The sequence below is a fragment of the Nostoc sp. C96 genome (assembly GCF_059384975.1).
Genome location: NZ_CM182020.1, coordinates 1,877,570 through 1,897,067 on the forward strand (window position 1 = coordinate 1,877,570; position 19,498 = coordinate 1,897,067).

Annotated in this window: 15 protein-coding genes; 4 read left to right on the top strand and 11 right to left on the bottom strand. The window is 42.5% G+C overall.

The genetic code is table 11. The features are described 5' to 3' along the window. Positions 1 to 184: 184 nt before the first annotated feature. On the bottom strand, positions 185 to 1,735 hold the full coding sequence (locus AC504W_RS08120) for a YcjF family protein (RefSeq protein ID WP_494877247.1): 1,551 nt from the start codon (positions 1,733 to 1,735) through the stop codon (positions 185 to 187). An 81-nt stretch (positions 1,736 to 1,816) separates the two neighbouring features. After that, the gene (locus AC504W_RS08125) at positions 1,817 to 3,907 is read right to left on the bottom strand and encodes an amylo-alpha-1,6-glucosidase (protein WP_494877249.1); all 2,091 of its coding nucleotides are present in this window, start codon (positions 3,905 to 3,907) and stop codon (positions 1,817 to 1,819) included. Positions 3,908 to 4,110: 203 nt separating this feature from the next. Between AC504W_RS08125 and AC504W_RS08130 the strand changes: the two genes are divergently transcribed. Further along, positions 4,111 to 4,722, top strand: a complete 612-nt coding sequence (locus AC504W_RS08130) for a peroxiredoxin (protein ID WP_193893221.1) — start codon at positions 4,111 to 4,113, stop codon at positions 4,720 to 4,722. A gap of 198 nt (positions 4,723 to 4,920) precedes the next feature. After that, the gene (locus tag AC504W_RS08135; protein ID WP_494877251.1) at positions 4,921 to 5,475 is read left to right on the top strand and encodes a peroxiredoxin family protein; all 555 of its coding nucleotides are present in this window, start codon (positions 4,921 to 4,923) and stop codon (positions 5,473 to 5,475) included. Here the strand turns inward: AC504W_RS08135 and AC504W_RS08140 are convergent. The 8 genes from AC504W_RS08140 to AC504W_RS08175 all read right to left on the bottom strand — a co-directional run bounded on the left by AC504W_RS08140 (position 5,450) and on the right by AC504W_RS08175 (position 12,610). Continuing rightward, a complete protein-coding gene (locus AC504W_RS08140; protein WP_494877252.1) occupies positions 5,450 to 6,898 on the bottom strand; it encodes a Ni/Fe hydrogenase subunit alpha in 1,449 nt (482 codons plus the stop codon). The two genes, AC504W_RS08135 and AC504W_RS08140, sit on opposite strands and share 26 nt — an antisense overlap. Before the next feature lie 61 nt (positions 6,899 to 6,959). After that, entirely contained in the window at positions 6,960 to 7,553 is a 594-nt protein-coding gene (locus AC504W_RS08145; RefSeq protein ID WP_494877254.1) for a CBS domain-containing protein, read from the bottom strand. A gap of 158 nt (positions 7,554 to 7,711) precedes the next feature. Then, the gene (locus AC504W_RS08150; protein WP_494877256.1) at positions 7,712 to 8,257 is read right to left on the bottom strand and encodes an NADH-quinone oxidoreductase subunit B family protein; all 546 of its coding nucleotides are present in this window, start codon (positions 8,255 to 8,257) and stop codon (positions 7,712 to 7,714) included. Positions 8,258 to 8,344: 87 nt separating this feature from the next. After that, entirely contained in the window at positions 8,345 to 8,869 is a 525-nt protein-coding gene (locus tag AC504W_RS08155) for a DUF3122 domain-containing protein (RefSeq protein WP_494877258.1), read from the bottom strand. 18 nt (positions 8,870 to 8,887) lie between these two features. After that, positions 8,888 to 9,604 (bottom strand): bidirectional hydrogenase complex protein HoxU, encoded by a 717-nt coding sequence (gene hoxU / locus AC504W_RS08160; protein ID WP_494877260.1) that lies wholly within the window; start codon positions 9,602 to 9,604, stop codon positions 8,888 to 8,890. A 314-nt stretch (positions 9,605 to 9,918) separates the two neighbouring features. Continuing rightward, positions 9,919 to 11,523, bottom strand: coding sequence for an NADH-quinone oxidoreductase subunit NuoF (gene nuoF / locus AC504W_RS08165; protein WP_494877262.1), 1,605 nt, complete (start codon positions 11,521 to 11,523; stop codon positions 9,919 to 9,921). Then, positions 11,510 to 12,022 (bottom strand): bidirectional hydrogenase complex protein HoxE, encoded by a 513-nt coding sequence (hoxE, locus tag AC504W_RS08170; RefSeq protein ID WP_494877263.1) that lies wholly within the window; start codon positions 12,020 to 12,022, stop codon positions 11,510 to 11,512. The genes nuoF and hoxE overlap by 14 nt, the downstream gene beginning before the upstream one ends. A gap of 48 nt (positions 12,023 to 12,070) precedes the next feature. Further along, positions 12,071 to 12,610: a universal stress protein gene (locus AC504W_RS08175; protein ID WP_494877264.1), complete on the bottom strand. Its 540-nt coding sequence runs from the start codon at positions 12,608 to 12,610 to the stop codon at positions 12,071 to 12,073. 559 nt (positions 12,611 to 13,169) lie between these two features. Here AC504W_RS08175 and AC504W_RS08180 point away from each other — a divergent pair. Both AC504W_RS08180 and AC504W_RS08185 read left to right on the top strand, forming a co-directional pair. After that, positions 13,170 to 17,999 carry a response regulator gene (locus AC504W_RS08180; protein WP_494877265.1) on the top strand — a complete coding sequence of 1,610 codons (4,830 nt, stop codon included), beginning with the start codon at positions 13,170 to 13,172 and terminating at the stop codon, positions 17,997 to 17,999. A gap of 179 nt (positions 18,000 to 18,178) precedes the next feature. Continuing rightward, complete coding sequence (locus AC504W_RS08185) at positions 18,179 to 18,559, top strand: response regulator (protein WP_494877266.1); 381 nt, start codon at positions 18,179 to 18,181, stop codon at positions 18,557 to 18,559. Between the two features lie 97 nt (positions 18,560 to 18,656). Here the strand turns inward: AC504W_RS08185 and AC504W_RS08190 are convergent, their stop codons facing one another. Next, positions 18,657 to 19,094, bottom strand: a complete 438-nt coding sequence (locus AC504W_RS08190) for a hypothetical protein (RefSeq protein WP_494877267.1) — start codon at positions 19,092 to 19,094, stop codon at positions 18,657 to 18,659. Positions 19,095 to 19,498 lie beyond the last annotated feature (404 nt).

The following is a 19,498-nucleotide window of genomic DNA, read 5'->3' on the forward strand; positions in this document are numbered from 1 at the left end:
AAATTACTTCAGTATTTGATTCTGTAAGGATTTGTCAGTACTGATATCAGAAGATGTCACAGTCACTACATATAATTCTCTTGGCGGAAAGTTTACAATCAGGGCAATTTTTTTAGTGGCGATCGCTTTGATACAGCAAAAAAGCAGTTTGGTTGAGGAAGTAAACTCAATTTACATCTCAGCACTACGGAACTTCTTCATCTTGTTCAACGGCTTCTACTCTGTCTTGTAATGGTTTGACAACTTTCGCGATCGCTTCTTGAATAAAAGCTTTAATAAACTCGTCTCGGCGGTTCATTTGAAACTGGCGCTGTACTACCTCGGTCATTCCGCCGTCGCCCCAATCTTGATCATGGCGAAAATACTCAATAAAACTTTTCCCCGCAATTCGGGTTAAATATGCAGCTGTCACCCCTTGAATGGCTCTACCAATAACGAATGTGGCGACATTCAGTTGCAAAGCTGTAGACACTAATTGAATCGCGCCCTTGACTATCCCTAAACTGGCAATGGTTTTTGCTAAAGATAAAGCTAACTCTCTTCCCCGTTCCATGTTCAATTCACAGCCGTAGACTCTGCCAATTTCCACAACCATTTGGGCATTCACAGCGGCGGTCGCCAATAAATCTACTACTGGTAAGGGTGTCACGGAGACAACACCAGCCCCAATCCATTGAAATCGCTCAACAATTTTATCGGCTTGACGGCGACGCTGGGCATCAATGAGTTTACGTGCTTCTTCTCCTAAGCGTAAAGATTGCAGCAAAATGTTATCTGCGACTAAATCTTCCCCCTCCGCCCGCAACACAGCCGCCATCCGCCGTAACAAGGGGACAATATCTGGTTCTGGTTCGTAGAGTTCACCAGTTTCTAGTTGCGCCGATTGAGGATTAGCGGAAATCGCTACAACATCGTTAGTTGCAATAAAGCCCCGGACTCTTTCTCGCAACCGCGCCAAAATGAGTTCTTTATTTTCATCTGTATAAAGGTCAGTTTTATTGAGTATTAATAGCGATCGCTTGCCAATTTCTGCCAAACCCCGCAATGGTTCATATTCTGAGCGTCGCAGGTCATTATCTACTACAAACAATAATAAATCTGCTGCTGTGGCTAATTCTCTCGCTAACTGTTCCCGTTCAGTTCCAGCGACTCCTGCTTCTAAAATTCCGGGGGTGTCGGTAATTAAAATTTTGCGCTCCAATCCCTTTAACCGCAGACAATAAGTTTCGCCTACTGTGGTTGTTCCCATTGGCGCATTTACTTGCCCCACCATCCGCCCCATAATGGCATTGACAAGAGAAGTTTTACCTGCGCTCCCTGTGCCGAATACCACGACTTGAATTTCACCCCGTGCTAAATTAGCTTCAATTTCCCGCGATCGACTTAATAAAGCTTGTCGTGTGACTTCGTCTTGAATTTGCGATACTTGTTGGCGCACAGCTTGGATTGTGGAAGAAGCTGCATCAGATTTAGCTGCGGGGATTTGGGCTGGTGTAACGCGCCTGCGTCCTTGGCGGGAACGTTTTTCTCCTGTCTGAAGCACCAACACGTAATAAACAAAAGCCGCAACTAAGCCGCCAATTAACACAACCAACAGCAACAGCAGCAAATTGCCCAGCAATGGCGAATAAGACAATTGCCAATAAAGGCGCGATAGGGAATCTATCAGCCACAGGCTCATGGCCAAAATGACGATGAGACCAACAATTAGCGTTACTATGCGCGATAAAGGCATGGGTAGCGGTGGTTAGTATTCAATAAGCAGATGCTTTTTATCTTAATGGTAGGACTAATGCACAGATGATGTGGGGTGTAATCAAAATTCATGGATATGACGCATCACTTCAGCCACTGACCAAGCTTGGGCGATCGCACCTCTGGGTGTGTGTGGTGGGTCGCCATCAAAAATTTCGGATATGGAGCCAAGACAAGCATTTGCGAGAAAATGGTCTAGGAGAGGTTGCCAACTAAAAGGTAGTGGTTCTTTAGGGTAAAAGCGCTGCCAAGCGCGAGTAAATGGCCCAATTAACCAACTCCAAACTGTACCTTGGTGATAGGCGCGATCGCGATCGTGGGGCATACCTATATATTTACCAACGTATTCGGGATCAATAAGATCAAGACTGCGAAGTCCATAGGGAGTCAGCAAGCGATAGGTGGCTAAGTCAAGTACCTGATGACCTTGCTGTTGAGAAAATCCACAATGGTAGAGAGATAATGCGAGAACCGCATTGGGACGAATTTGGGAATTGCGGCGATCGTCTGGCTCAATAGTGTCGTACAAATAACCCAACATGGGGTTCCAGAATTTTTGCAGGGAAACTTTTACCTGTTGTGCTTGCTGCTCATAACGCTGCGCCTGTTTTGCTAGACGGGCTGCATCATCTACTGGCATTTGACTTAAGCGTTTTGCCCATTGACTCATCCAACACAAAGCAGAATACCACAAGGCATTAATTTCTACTGGCTTACCATGACGGGGTGTAACAGGCTGACCGTTAACTACTGCATCCATCCAAGTTAAGGCGACACCGCGAGCATACCAGCCTACTAACCCATCAGTAGCATCAACCTGGATGTTATAACGTGTGCCACCTACAAAGGCTTTGTGGATTTGCTGCACTACAGGAAATTGCTCTGTTAAAAATTCCCAGTCTTGAGTGGCTTCTAAGTAAAGTCCTAATGTTTCAATCCACCATAGGGCTGCATCAATACTGTTGTAATATGGCTCACTGTCAACATCAGGAAAATTATTCGGAATTAAACCGTGGCGACAGTAACGCCCAAAAGTTTGTAATAGCCCTTTGGCTAATTCGTAGCGCTGCGTTACTAATGCTAGACCTGGTAAGGCAATTAAAGCATCACGTCCTCTGTCATTAAACCAGTGATAACCAGCAATGAGTGTCGGGCCAGCAATGTCAGCCCGATAAACAATAAACTGATCACTGGCTTTGAGTAGGTGCTGCCAAATGAGAGATTGGGAAGATACAGGGAGGATGAGATTTTCCTTTTCTTTCTGCTCTCCTGCTTTCTTGCTCCTTAATAACCCCCAGTCTCTATTTGCGGTTTTACTGCATCCAAAAATCTGGCAGAGTCTTTCTTGCTCTGCTTCTACCGCTTCTGCAAAGCTTTCTGGTACTAACAGGCTTTGTTGTGGTTCAGGAAAACCTAAGCGTGCTTCTAAAGTTACAGCATCTCCTGGCTGGAGAGTGACTGTTAAATAGCCAGGGCTATAAAGGTCTTCATAATCACTTAATCCCCGACGTGTCTCTTCGGGGAGGATGTAATTCCAATACCAAAATGCGTCTGCTTGATATTTGCCCTGCGTCCAGCGTAAATACCAGGGTTTACCAAAGTTGCCAGAGGCGATCGCTTGCAAGCAAACTTGTTGTTGTCCTAGTAATTGGGAAAATTGTAAGCCTGCGGCCTTTTGCTGATGATGAAAGTCGCGATCGCAAATCAGTAGTCGCAGTTTAAGAATAGCTGTCTCTACACCATCATAACGATAGTGAATTAAAATCCGATGACTCAGATGCACCGGCGTGACTCTATTTTCTCTACTCCCTTCCCACCCATAAGGCATTAGCAGTTGCCTAGTTAACTGCCAGTTATCTTCGCCCCATATCCATTTGGGAACTGGGTTTATGTCGAAAGATCGCAGAAGTTCATAACCTGTAGGCTTAATTTCACCACTACCCCAGATATTTGTACCTAACGCCACAACTCCTTTTGATATTTCTAAGCTTGCTTCTAAATGCGATAACAGCAGAGTACGCCCAGACGGTGGACTTGTCGCAGCAAACAACCAACCGTGATAAGTGCGTGTACGGACATCAGAAACTGTACCACTGGCAAAACTGCCTAAGCCATTGGTGAGTAACCATTCTCTTGGATCTAAATTGGCCATTTGCTACTCAGAATCGTTATGACTATGATATAGTCGTAACAGATCGTAATTGAACTGTGAGTCAGCCCAATTGGGGGACTGTGTTCCTCGAAGGGGTTCTCGACAAGTACCCGAAAGGGTGAGACAGCGTGGATGGGTAAGTTTTATCTGACCCGAATTCTAACGCTACTAAAACTGATATAAGTTGAAGGAGAATTAGGTTAATGTCCCTCACTTACGGAACAGAAGGAAGCCTCCGCGTTGGTCAACAAGCTCCCGATTTTACAGCAACCGCTGTAGTAGATCAGGAATTCAAGACAGTTAAACTTTCCGACTATCGCGGTAAGTATGTTGTCTTATTTTTCTACCCCCTAGACTTTACCTTTGTTTGTCCTACTGAGATCACAGCATTTAGCGATCGCTACGAAGAATTCAAAAAACTTAACACTGAAGTTCTCGGTGTTTCCGTTGATAGTGAGTTCTCGCACCTCGCTTGGATTCAAACCGATCGCAAATCTGGTGGCGTAGGCGACCTCAATTATCCCCTAGTTTCCGACATCAAGAAAGAAATTAGCGCAGCTTACAACGTTCTTGACCCAGCAGCTGGCGTTGCCTTGCGTGGTCTGTTCTTGATTGACAAAGATGGTATCATCCAACACGCTACCATTAACAACCTAGCTTTTGGTCGTAGCGTTGATGAAACCCTGCGGACATTACAAGCGATTCAGCACGTTCAATCACATCCAGACGAAGTTTGCCCCGCAGGTTGGCAACCTGGTGATCAGACAATGAATCCTGATCCTGTGAAGTCTAAAGTTTACTTCGCTTCCGTCTAGAATTTTCTCGCTTTTAATTCCAATAATATTTTTTGGCATTAAAGGCAAAATTCATCCGCACCACAGATGAACCACAGATCAACACTGATTAAAATCAGTGTTAATTTGAGTGTTAATCTGTGGTTTTGTTTTATGGCAGGAGGCAGAAGGCAGGAGGCAGGAGGTAAAATTTTTAATATTTAATTCAAGGATAACAATATGCTAACTTCAACTGATTTCACAGGCTTATTTAATGAGCGATTTTTCCGTAACTTTTTGCCAATACCCGCAACTAGTTACTTTCGCCAAGAAATAGGCACACCAGATTTCCAATTACCCGATATTACTAACAGTACTGTAGTTAAATTGTCAGATTATCGAGGCAAGCAACCAGTATTACTTGCTTTTACAAGAATTTTTACTGACAAGCAATACTGCCCGTTTTGCTATCCGCATATTAAAGCTTTGAATGAAAACTATGAGGAATTTACAAAACGCGGTATAGAAGTTTTGATGATTACTAGTACCGATGAAAGGCAAAGTCAAATAGTTGTGCAAGATTTAGGCTTAAAAATGCCCTTATTGAGTGACCCTAGTTGCCAAGTGTTTCGGAGATATAGAGTAGGGCAAGCATTGGGAGCGCCTTTACCAGCACAGTTTGTCTTAGATAAAGATGGCAAATTACTATATACACATTTGTTTTCTTTTTTAGATCACAATGCTAGTGTGGAAACATTATTAGCACAATTTAATGCCGCCAAACTTGATGAATAATATTGCCATTGGCTGTGATTAATTGAACTTGTAAAGGCATTTGTCCGGCGGCGTGGGTTGAACAACTTAAACAGGGATCGAAAGCTCGAATACCTGCCTCAACGCGATTTAACATTCCTTCAGGAATTTCTGTGCCTTGGATAAAATGCCGGGCAATTTGAGCAACTGTGCGATTCATTGCTAAGTTATTTTGTCCAGTAGCAATGATGAAATTGACTTTTTGCAGTAACCCATTTTCATCAACACGATAATGATGGAATAAAGTGCCGCGCGGTGCTTCACTGACACCGACTCCTTCGAGTTGGTTAATGCCAGCTTCGGCACGGAGTCTTGTTGATAGGATATCTGGGTCATCAAGTAAGATTTCAGTATGCTCAATACAGGCGACAATTTCGATTAAGCGGGCATAGTGATAAAAGAAAGATGACTTGACTGTACCTTGACCGCGATCGCGGAATTCTTGTAATTCTTGATCAGCTAAAGGTGTGCCAATGCGGTTACAAATATTTAACCTTGCCAACGGCCCTACTCGATACATCCCACTATCTATCCGACAATGGTCATTTTGGTTAGGATAACCCAAGGGTCGATAGTAGGGAGATTTTAAATAAGAGTCTGGTTGAACTGCTTCCCCAATAAACTGTTGATAGCGCGTGGGGTCGAGTTTATCAGCAATGATATTACCTCCACTATCAACAAAGCGGATATTTCCGTCGTAAGTTTCCCACAAACCTTTGGCAGTAACTAACCCCATAAATAAACTAGGGAAATTACCAAAGGTTTGGACTTCTGCGGCATAATCATCAAGCAAGTTTTTAAATCTCGCTAAAGCGCCCAAAATTGTGGTGCGTGCTTCGGGAATCCGATTTTGGATGTGGCTGCGTTTTTCTGAAGTTAATGGTTCTCGCACTCCACCAGGAACAGCCCAAGCTGGGTGAATCTTTTGCCCTCCCAATAACTCGATAATTTCTTGGCCAAACTGGCGTAAGCGAATTCCACCACGGGCAAATTCTGGTTCTGCGGCAATTAAACCAAAGACATTGCGTGTTTGGGGGTCGCTATCCATTCCCAATAAAAAATCGGGGGCGCTGAGATGAAAGAAACTCAGTGCATGGGATTGGAGAATTTGTCCTAAATTCATCAACCGTCGCAGTTTAACAGCTGTTGGTGGAATAGTAACAGCTAAAATGCGATCGCCTGCTTTCGCAGAAGCTAACAAATGGCTTACCGGACAAATACCACAAACTCTAGCAGTAATTCCCGGCATTTCCCACAGCGGCCGACCTTCGCAAAACTTTTCAAACCCGCGAAATTCGGTGACATGAAAGTGAGCATCACTCACTTGACCAGCATCATCTAAAAAAATACTAATCTTGGCATGTCCTTCAATGCGGGTAACGGGATCGATAACTATTTTTTTCATTGGTCAATGGTCAAAAGGCAGAAGGCAGAAGGCAAAAGGCAGGAGGATAAGAAATGAAATTTCACACTTCATACTTCAGACTTTCTGAGTAATCTTCAAAAGCTGTTATATCGATTGTTTCGGCTGTTTGATGTGCCATTTCTGATTGCATTTCGTTTACTGCATCCCAAGCGGCGGCGCATTCTTCTGAGTGGATACCTTTTTCTATGCAAGTAGCGCGAGCTTTTTTAATTTCATCTTGTAGCTGTTGCTCTAAAAGAATTGACCGGGGTTGTTCTATAAAGTCACTCAAAGCCAAAATATCGGTAAGGGAGATGATTCCGACTAGTTCACCTTGGATAATTGGCGCTCTGTGCAAATGATGTTGGGCAAATAACCGCGCGACGTATTCTAAACCCAAGTCGGGGTTAATGGCGATGCAAGGTTTTGTCATCACCTCGTAAACTCGTATTTTATGAGGGTCTTTACCATAAGCAATAACTTTATAGACAATATCGCTCTCGCTAATAATGCCGTAAGCATCTTGTTCGTGGCGACGGTCAACAATTAATGCTCGCCAATCTCTCGCCCGCATTAGAGTCACGGCTTCTGCAACTGTGGCGGAACTACGAATGGTGGCGACATCTTTTGTCATAATGTCTGCGGCTTTTAACATAATGAATCTCCTAATATTTAAAAGTGCTGAGTGAATCAATTTTGGATTTTAAATTTTGGATTTTGGATTAGGACAATCTTTCAATCTAAAAGACGCTCGCGGACTCGCTAACGCTGCGCTAACGGCAATCTAAAATCTAAAATTACTTTGCCTTCTGTTCAACCAAATTTGATGAATTCGCGACCTTCGAGTTGCGGTTTTTTACCTTGTAACAGCGGCTCTAATGCGGCACGGATGCGAGTTGCTGAGGGTGGACAACCGGGTAAATAAATATCAACGGGAACGACATAATGTACAGGTGTGACTTTATCTAGTAATGGGGGGATAATGCCTGGTTCATAGGGTATTTGAGGGTGAAGATCAACTAATTCGACATAACATCGCTGAAGTACTGGTTCGGCGCTACCTAAAGGATTGCGTAAGGCGGTGACGTTGCCAGTCACAGCACAATCACCAAAGGAGATTAAGATTTTGGAACGTTCTCGAACAGTGCGGATTGTGGTGAGGTGTTCTTCGTTAGCGATCGCACCTTCAACTAACACTACATCGACATCGTGGGGATATTCTTTAATATCCGCGAAGGGACTGTAAACAAAATCAACTTGTCCGGCTAAATCAATCAGCCATTCGTCTAAGTCGAGAAAGGACATGTGACAGCCAGAACAGCCGCCTAACCATACTGTTGCTAGTCGTAAGCGATTCATATTAATTTTTCAATGGTCAATAGTCAATTGAGAAGTTAAAAGGCAAAAAGCAAATGTAAAAAGAGAAAATTTTTTACTTTTTACTTTTTACTTTTTACTTGTTAATACCTGATGCCACTCTTGCACGACAGATTGAGGAACTGAGATGTGAATAAATTGCTTTTTGGGTAAAGGTATCGCTAGTTGTAGGGGTTCGTTGGGTAATTGGGGCAAGATATCTTTAAAGTTGTATTGACCGATAGTTGGTGCTGGGGCTTCATCTAAGAAAACGTCAGCAGCAGTCAAAACTTTGCCGTCAGCTGTGGTAATTTTTAGCGGTTGGGGATGAATTAATTCGGCTGAGTTGGGGAAACCGACAAGTCGCAGATTTAAACTGATCTCTTGATTAGGGTAAGTTTGTTTAAACAGAACCGCTTGCCAAACGTGTCCTGATTGATCATCTAATTTTGTTTGTGAGCGATAAAGTATTTCGCCTGGTGCTGCTTCTAAACGTATGACAGCAGCGATCGCTGTTTGTGATGTGGGGTTTCCTAAAGCCAGGAACATACATATTGTCAAAATACTTCCCAATAGCAACCACCAAAATGTTTGTCGAAGGCGACGGAGTTTCATATTTACCTCTTGGCGTGGCTAAAGATTCCATTGCTGTTTTTTCCTTGCGGTAACTAAAAAATCAAGTTTGTCCCGATCATGTTTCATTTCCCCAACGCTAGAAGCTTGGTAGAAAATCGCACCTGTGGGGCAAGCGTTGACACATTTACCGCAGGAGGTACAAGTTGGCGATGTTCCCCAGGGCTGACTCAAGTCAGTAATAACGTGGGAGTTTGTACCCCTACCTGCCATATCCCAAGTGTGAGCGCCTTCGATTTCGTCACAAACGCGGACACAACGAGTACACAGCACACATCGGTTATGGTCAATACCGAAGCGATCGTGGGAAACATCTACTTTGCGATTGGGGAAGTGATACTCTAAACGTACATGATCCATCCCCATTTCAATCGCTAAGTCTTGTAATTCACAATTACCATTGGCGACACAAACTGAGCAAATGTGATTACCTTCTGCAAACAGCATTTCGACAATTGTGCGGCGGTATTTTTGTAGGCGAGCGCTATGTGTGTAAACCTCCATTCCTTCGTTAATTTTTGTCACGCAAGCAGGTTGTAATTTATTACTTCCAGCAATCTCTACTAAACACAACCGACAAGCACCCACATCCCCTACGCCTTCTAAATGGCACAATGTCGGAATATGAATTCCTGCTGCTTGCGCCGCTTCTAGGACAGTTTCTTCTTCGTGAGCGCTAATAAGTTGGTCATTGATTGTTAACGTTTTAACTGCCATAAGAATAGGAGATAGGGGACAGGTGTAATTTTTTGTCGGATTACTTAATGCGTTGATCTACATTGTTAATGTGACAAGTGATATTGTTATTGCATCGGTCTACATTGTTATTGCGATGAGTCACATTGTTAATGTGATGTACGACTATTTTTAAAACCCCTCTCCAAACCTCTCCCCGAAGCGGAGAGAGGCTTTAAATCTTCCTCCCCTTCCCTACGAGGGAAGGGGTTGGGGGTTAGGTTTGAGAAAAAAAGTTGCACACCACGTTAGTTAACTCCTTAAAGCCTTGAAAAAACTAGGTTTAAATTCAGCACTCAGCACTCAGCACTTTTAATCAACTCCAAATACTCTTCCCGGAAGTAGCGCAATGTACTAAATACTGGATTTGGTGCAGACTGGCCTAAACCGCACAAGCTGGTGTTTTTCACCATGTCGCACAGTTCTTCCAGTAGTGCCAAATCATCTGATGTTGCTTTGCCTTGCATCAGTTTGGTTAATAATCCATGTAACTGCACAGTTCCCACGCGACAAGGAATGCACTTACCGCAGGATTCATCCATACAAAATTCCATGAAGAATCTTGCAACATCCACCATGTTGGTAGTTTGATCCATGACAATCATGCCGCCAGAACCCATCATGGAACCAAGGTTTGTCAAGGATTCGTAATCTACAGGTGTATCAAATGCTGAAGCAGGGATACATCCCCCGGAAGGGCCACCTGTTTGTACGGCTTTAGCAGTATCGCCATCAGGAATACCACCCCCCATTTCTTCGACAATTTGCCGCAAAGAAGTTCCCATTGGCACTTCGATTAAACCTGTGTTGCGAATTTTGCCAGCTAGGGCAAAAACTTTTGTTCCTTTGCTTTTGTCTGTACCGATACTGGCAAACCAATCAGCACCTTTACGAATAATTGGTGCAATATTGGCAAAGGTTTCGACGTTATTAATTAATGTGGGATGACCCCATAAACCAGATTCTGCCGGATAGGGTGGACGAGGATGAGGGAGGCCGCGTTTGCCTTCGATGCTCGCCATTAAGGCTGTTTCTTCGCCGCACACATAAGCCCCTGCACCAATGCGAATATCGATTTTGAAGTCAAAGGGAGAGTCAAAGATTTGGCTACCTAATAAACCAAGGCGTTGGGCTTGATGAATTGCAGTTTGCAGACGATGAATAGCAATGGGATATTCTGCTCGAACATAAATATAACCTTGGCTGGCTCCGACAGCATAGCCTGCGATCGCCATTCCTTCTAATACGCGATGGGGATCGCTTTCTAGGACACTGCGATCCATAAATGCGCCGGGATCACCTTCATCAGCGTTACAGATGACAAATTTGCGATCGCTTTTTGCTTTAGCAACAGTCGCCCATTTAATTCCTGTGGGATAACCTGCACCTCCCCGTCCACGCAAACCACTGCGCGTCACTGTCTCTACAACCTCGTTAGAGGTCATCTCACGCAACACATGATAAAGAGCTTGATAACCCTCAGCTGCAATATAAGATTGAATTTTTTCTGGGTCAATTTTGCCGCTATTTTCTAAAACAATTGGCTTTTGATAACTAAAGAATGGCTGGGATAAATCTATTTCTGAGACACAGGTTTTCCCACCGTCTAACGCTTCAATAATGGCAAATGCGTTCTGAGTGGTAACTTTTTCGTAAAGTTTGCTTCCCGCTGGGGTGTCAACTTGGACTAATGGCCCTTGACAGCATAAACGCATACAGCCAACACCAGAAACTTGCACGTCTTTTTCTAAACCTTCAGCTTTGATACCAGCGTCGAGTGCTTGTTTAATGCTTTGAGAGTTACCAGATAAACAACCAGCCGCTGTGCAGCAGCGAATCTGAACTGGTTTAGCTTGAGAACGTTCTTGTTTAGCAATTTCTAATAATTCATTTAGTTCCATTTTCCAGCCATCCTTGGATGCAATCTCCAACTGATTCTGGGGTTTGATTACCTAAAACTGTGCCGTCAAACACCACAGCAGGCGCAATCCCGCAAGCGCCTAAACATCTTGCTGTTAGTAGTGATAATTGACCGTTGGCTGTAGTTTTACCCGCTTGAATATGAGTGATTTTTTCTACATTGGCCAAAATTGCCTGAGCGCCTTTGACATAACAAGCCGTCCCTGTACAAACTACACAACTATGAACACCTTGGGGTGCTAGAGAAAATAAATGGTAAAAGGTAGCTACCCCATAAACTTGACTGGGGGGAAGTTTTAAATTACGGGCAATATACAGTAATAAATCGGTTTCTAAATAACCATACAGTTCTTGAGCTTTGTGGAGAATTTCAATTAAGGCATCTTGTTGATACTGGTGACGCTTCATAGTTGCGTCTAGCATCTTTAGGCGTTTATCACCACTGGGATGGGGCAGAACTACAGGAGAAGCGGTTGTCATTGTACTGATAGAGACTGATGATTTTATTGGGCGATCGCACTCTAAAATTTAAGAGACGCTGGCATTTTCCGCAGTTTTCTCAACAGTTGTTTCTGGGCTGGTTAAATTGCGAGGATAATGCACGATATAAACTGAATAGTTAGCATGATGCAGCACATAGTTACTCACACTACCCAAGAAAAATTCTGCTAAACCAGAACGCCCCCGATGTCCCATGACAATTAAGTCTGCATTCCATTGAGTAGCCAGTTTACAAATAGTATTGCCAGGGTTGCCCAAAATTTGGCTAAACTCAGCTTTAACATCTGCCAAGTTTGCTTGAGCGCAAAAAGACTGCAACATCCGCACGCCTTCATCTTTAAAGCTATCCCACTGTTTTTGGTATAAATCTAAACTTTGACCACTCAAACCTGGATAGTAGTCAACATTATATAACATGGGAATGTAAGGGCTACCGTCTTCTTCTGGAGATAGAACATGCAGCAATAATAGTTCGGCTGACATGACTTTTGCTAAAGACAATGCTTGCGTAAAAACCTCTTGTCTCATCTCTGACCGATCCAAGGCCACTAAAATCTTTTTCAGCATATCGACCTCTGACTGTAATTGCTCATGACTGATGAATGATTGAAGTTTTTGGGCTGGAGATGCAGAACTGCCGCAATTGATGATCTGCGTCTGTTTTTGGCAATTATTCTGTTTAATTAGCTGTGATAATTTGGCAACCCATTGAGTAATACCGTTTCACTTTAAGTTTGATACAAATAGACCGCAGGGGGCAGGGGGCAGGGAGCAGGGGGAAAGAATGAAAAACCCATAAATTTGTCTCATTTTTTTCGTGAAATGGTATGACATCTATCTTTTTTATAGATGAAGAATTTGAGGAACTTGTGAGGATAGTAATAAATATTTCAGAATTTAAATTTCCAGGGAAAAGCTTTGACGGGTGTTGTTAACTTTAGTGCTTGATTCTTCTGACAACTATTTCTAAAGATTGATAAATGTTGACAATTGTGAATTAAACTTAACATTGGAGCAGGAGATATTTTACTATGCTCTAAAGCGCAAATATAAAATATTATTGTGTTTTTAATTTAATTTTTTAGCCTGATTATTCAATAATATTAATATTAGGAAATGTTTGGATATGAAAATTTTAGTTGTCGAGGATGACGAGCTAAATGCTTATGCACTAACCGCTGTTCTCACCAACCAAAACTATGCAGTTGAAGTTGCCAGTGATGGTGAAACTGCCTGGGATTTAATTCAAACCTATAATTATGATTTAATTTTATTAGATGTAATTTTACCAAATTTAGATGGCATTAGTTTGTGTCGGCAAATTCGCTCTAGTGGCGGACAAATGCCAATTCTATTATTAACAGGCCGTGATAGCAGTCATGAGAAAGCGATTGGATTAGATGCAGGCGCAGACGATTATGTAGTTAAACCATTTGAACAAGAAGAATTAGTCGCCCGTGTTAGAGCTTTGTTACGTCGCGGTGGTACATCAGCACAACCAGTTTTAGAATGGGGAAATTTGCGCCTTGACCCTAGTAGTTGTGAAGTTAGATATAGAGAATATTTACTATCATTAACTCCCAAAGAATATGCGCTTTTGGAGCTATTTTTACGCAACAGCCGCCGAGTATTTAGCTGTGGCATGATTTTAGAACATCTTTGGTCTTACGAAGATACACCTGGAGAAGAAGCTGTTCGGACTCATATTAAAGGATTACGGCAGAGATTAAAAGCTGTGGGAGCGCCCAGTGATTTAATTGAAACTGTATATGGAATTGGCTATCGCCTCAAACCGCAAGAAGAAGAGAAAGTCACCGCAAAATCATCTAATTCCCAATCTCAAAACTTCAAACCCCAAGAAGAACCATCATCTCAGCAGCAAACACTCCAAGCGATCGCTGGAGTTTGGCAAAGATTTCAGGGACGAGTTGATGAGCAAATCAAAGTGCTAGAACAAGCAGTTGTCAATCCCGAATTGCTCAACCAAGCACAGAAAGAAGCCCATACCTTAGCCGGCTCGTTGGGGACTTTTGGCTTTCCTACAGGCTCAAAATTGGCGCGAAAAATTGAGCAATTACTCAAATCTAGTCAAGGGTTAACGTCAGAAGACACAGCCAAGGTGCAAGCTTGGGTAAAATTATTGCGTCAAGAAATTCAAACTCAAGATGACGCAGCAGGCTCATCATCTGGTAACAGTAGATTACCTTTAGTTTTGGTAATTGATCGAGACCATACCGTAGGGGAACAACTCGCACAAACCAAATCTGACCCAGAATTTCAAGTTAGCATTGCCACCAATCTTGATTCAGCGAGAACGCTGCTTTACCGAGAGCATCCCAGTGTAGTATTACTTGACCCTAGTTTTTCTCAAAATCAACAAGATAGTTGGAGTTTTTTAGCCGAACTGGCGCAGCGGAAACCGCCTGTGCCAGTGTTAGTTTTTACCGAGCAAACAGATTTAGGCAATCGTTTACAACTGGCGCGTCAAGGGGGACATACATTTTTACAAAAGCCAATGACAGCCGAAAAAATGGCAGAGGCGATCGCGCAATTACTCCAACAATCACCCCCAGGCGAAGCGAAAATCCTCGCTGTAGATGATGATCCGCAGATTCTCGCTTTGTTACAAACTTTACTCACGCCTTGGGGATTACAAATAATTTCCTTAGATGATCCGCGGCATTTTTGGGAAACCTTGGAAGCTGTCAAGCCAGATATGTTGATTCTGGATGTAGAAATGCCCCACACTAATGGCATTGAACTTTGCCAAGTTGTGAGAAATGACCCGAATTGGAGTGAGTTACCAATTTTATTTCTCACAGTTCATAGCGATGCCGACATTGTAAATCAGGTGTATAGCGTTGGTGCGGATGATTTTGTCAGCAAACCAATTGTCGGGCCAGAATTGGTAACTCGCATTGTGAATCGCCTAGAACGGATCAAATTGCTCAGGCGGATGGTGCAAACTCAGCAACAGCCAGTCACAGATAAAGTTACTCTCTCATCTGCCACTTCTGCTGTCTCTGTTGATTGGCGTACTATCTTTGAAGGTGAACCAGAATGGGTTATGGTGGTTGCGACTGATGGCACAGTATTAGAAATAAATCCTGCCGGAGTGGCAATTATCGCAGCGACAAGCAAAGCTCAAGTAATTGGCAAATCAGTTTATGCTTTGATTGCGCCAGAATATCACCAAGCATTTCGCCAACTCCACGAAAGTGTTTGTCAAGGTAATCAAGGCACTTTGCAGTTTGAGATCATCACCTATCAAGGTAATCGTCGCTGGATAGAAATTCATGCTGTCCCGCTGCAAAATAAAATTGATGGCAAATTTGTGCATTTGGCATTTTCCCGCGATATCACCCACTACAAACAAGTAGAAACAGAAATTCACCGGATTAATCGCACACTCCAGACATCGAGTAGTTGTAATCAAATTATTGTTCGTACTCACGATGAACAAGATTTACTCCAGAAAATTTGCCAAATCATTGTGGAAGTTGGCGGTTATCGGCTGGCGTGGGTTGGTTTTGCTGAAGATGATGCGGACAAAAATATTCGCCCAGTTGCCCAAGCTGGCTATGATAATGGCTATTTACAAACCCTCAACCTGACTTGGGCGGATACTATACGAGGTCAAGGGCCGACAGGTACAGCGATTCGTACAGCTAAAATCTCCATTATTCAGAACATTTTCACTGACCCCAAATATGAGGTTTGGCGGTGTCAAGCACAAGAACGGGGATATGCTGCGGCGATCGCTTTACCCTTAAAGATAGAAGAACGAGCTTTTGGGGTGTTGAATATTTATGCGGCTGAAGCAAACGCCTTTGATGATGATGAAGTACAACTATTAAAAAAACTGGCAGAAGATTTAACTTATGGTATTGTCGCATTACGCAATCAACGCGATCGCACTATAGCCCAAGCCGCATTACAACAAAGTCAAGCCGCCTTAAAAAAAGCAAATAATGAATTAGAATTACGAGTTGCCGAACGCACCGCCGAATTAATCACCGTCAACCGCCAATTACAATCAGAACTAGATGAACGCCAACGCATAGAAGAAGAACTGCGCGTTTCTCAAGTAAAACTAGCCCGAATTTTAGATATTGCTGATGATGCCATTATTTCTATCGACAGCAGACAATGTATTACCTTATTTAATCAAGGAGCCGAGAAAATCTTTGGTTATTCGGCTCAGGAAGTCATGGGGCAGAAGTTAGATATACTTTTACCGCTGCGATTTACCCAAGCTCATCGTCAACATGTTTCTGACTTTGGTCAATCGGCAAATTTAGCCCGGAGAATGGGAGAACGTAGGGAATTATTTGGTCAACGCCAAGATGGGAGTGAATTTCCGGCTGAGGCTTCAATTTCTAAATTAAATATGGGTGAGGAAGTTTACTATACAGTCATTTTGCGTGATGTGACAGAACGCAAACAAATTGAGCGCATGAAAGATGAATTTGTGTCTATTGTTAGTCACGAACTCCGCACACCTCTAACATCAATTCATGGCTCTTTGGGAATGCTAACTAGTGGTTTATTAACAGCAGATTCCGACCAAGGAAAACGGTTATTACAAATTGCCACAGATAGCACCGATCGCTTAGTCCGGTTAATTAATGATATTTTAGATATCGAACGCATTGAATCAGGCAAAGTCAAGATGGCGCGGGAAATCTGCAACCTTGCTGATTTAATTCAGTCAGCCGTGAATGTGATTCAACCTTTGGCAAATAAACAAGGCATCACATTAGCTATTTCTAGCTTATCTATTATGTTATGGGCTGACCCTGACCGAATTGTGCAAACTTTAACTAACTTGCTGAGTAATGCTATTAAGTTTTCGATGAAAGGCGAGACAGTATGGTTAGAAATTCAGCAACAAGAACATGATGTTTTACTCACAGTTAAAGATACTGGACGTGGTATCCCAGCCGATAAATTAGAAAGCATCTTTGAGCGTTTTCAACAAGTTGATTCATCCGATTCACGCAACCATGATGGCACAGGTTTAGGTTTAGCAATTTGCAAAAGTATTGTGCAACAGCACGGCGGACGTATCTGGGCAGAAAGTACTGTGGGTGAAGGTAGTAAATTTCACTTTACTTTGCCCATCTATCAAGCTCCCCAAACTGTTGAATCAGCACTTCCGACTCCCCATTGTCCATTACCTAAACCCTATTCTCCCTTAGTTTTAATTTGTGATGATGACCAAGCAATCAGCACCGAACTACAAAAACTATTACAACAAGGCGGATATAGAGTAGTAGCAGTTGCTACAGGAGAACAAGCGATCGCCACTGCATCGGCTCAACAGCCAGACGTGATTTTACTCGATTTACTCATGCCAGAAATGAACGGCTGGCAAACAATGGCAATATTAAAAGAACGTGCCGATACTAAACACATTCCCATTGTGATTTGTAGTGTTTATCAGTCAGATACTAATCACAAACCAATTACAGATTTTGCTGATTGGGTAAGTAAACCAGTACAAGAAAGTTATCTTTTACAATCGCTCAAACAAGTTGTTGCCAAACCTCCTAAACGCGCCCGAATTTTAATTGTGGAAGATGACAACGATTTAGCACAATTGCTAATTACTTTATTTGAGCGCCATGATATCGAAACCTACTTGGCTAAAACTGGACGAGAAGCGATTCACCTCAGCCAAGAACTGAATCCTGACTTATTAATTCTTGACTTGATTTTGCCAGAAAGCGATGGCTTTGTGGTAATTGATTGGTTACGACAGCACAATCATTTATATGCTATGCCAGTGGTGGTTTACTCTGCTAAAGATTTAGATGAATCTGAACGCCAGCGACTCAAATTAGGATATACAGAATTTTTAACTAAAGGACGTGTCACAACCCAAGAATTTGAACAAAAAGTGATGGAATTACTTCAGCGAATAACTCATCATTCAGTGCAGAGTGATGAGTAAAAGAGAGTTATATTGCGATGTGCCACTTAGTTTTCAACCCCTCTCCAAACCTCTCCCCGAAGCGGAGAGAGGCTTTAATTCTTGCTCCCCTTCCCTTGTAGGGAAGGGGTTGGGGGTTAGGTTTAAGAGAAATTGGCAGACGGCGTTACTTAATAACGAATTATATATTGGTATGAGTTATGGCAGTAAAACGGATTCTCGTAGTCGATAACGAACAGTACATTCAAGAAGTTGCCAAAATTTGTTTAGAAACCGTTGCAGGTTGGGAAGTAGTCACGGCGGGTTCCGGTAAAGAAGGCATTAAGCAAGCCGAAACTTACCAACCAGATGCAATTTTATTAGATGTAATGATGCCAGAAATGGATGGGATAACTACCTTTGAGAAACTCCAAGCAAACGCCACAACCAAAGAAATCCCTGTAATATTATTAACTGCTAAAGTTCAGTCCAGCGATCGCCGTCGTTATGCTCAAATGGGTATAGTCACAGCGATCGCTAAACCCTTCAACCCTCTAGAATTAGCTCATGAAGTTGCTACAGCCCTCGGTTGGAACGTATGAAGTGTGAAGTGTGAAGTATGAAGTATGAAGTATGAAGTATGAAATTATGTCTCCCCTGCTCCTCTGCTCCCTGCTCCCTGCTCCCTGCCCCCTTGCCTTATCCCAGCAAAGGAGTTGTACCCTTGCCGTTAGTTGATGAATTTTCAATCACAGCTTGAGTAGGTTGATTGGCAAGAATAGCCACAACTGGAGTAACTTTAGAACTAGATTGTCTACTGCGTCTTCGATTAGAACCGCCAGCCTTAGAATACTCTATACTACCTCTGCCATAGACAGTTGCAACTCCACTTAGCATTCGTTCCGACATTTCCGAGAGAGCTTTGTCCATTTGAGTTAATGTTTTACGTGATTCTTCAAGATTGGACACCAGCGTATTATGAGATTCTAGAATGGCACGGGTATTATTGATGAGATTGTTGTAAGCTTCTATTGTTAACCCATGTCCTAAATCTAAATTTTCACCAATAGATTTCAGCAAAGCAAGACGAAGTTGAGCCTTTTCAATAGCAGCAGAACGACGAGTTTTTAAAGCCATGAAGCATCCTTTTTGAATAATCTTTTTTCAAAATAGTTGAGTAACCTTTTGCCTGAGATGAGTAGGTTTGTGGATTTATTTATTTAAAAGTTTCATAAATTATTTATAAAACCTGTATTTTTACTAATTTCTGATGCCGATTTATAATTTTGGCATAAGTATAAGCAGCAAACGTCATCGCAAAAGCTATAAATGCGTATGCCGAAATAACAAATAAGTTCGCAAAATCTATAATTGCATACACAAAAGCTATAAATGTGTATGCCGAAATAACAATTGCGTATGCAAAAGCTATAAATGTGTATGCCAAAATAGCAATTGCGTACACAAAAGCTATAAATGTGTATGCCGAAATAACAATTGCGTATGCAAAAGCTATAAATGCGATCGCCAAAATAGCAATT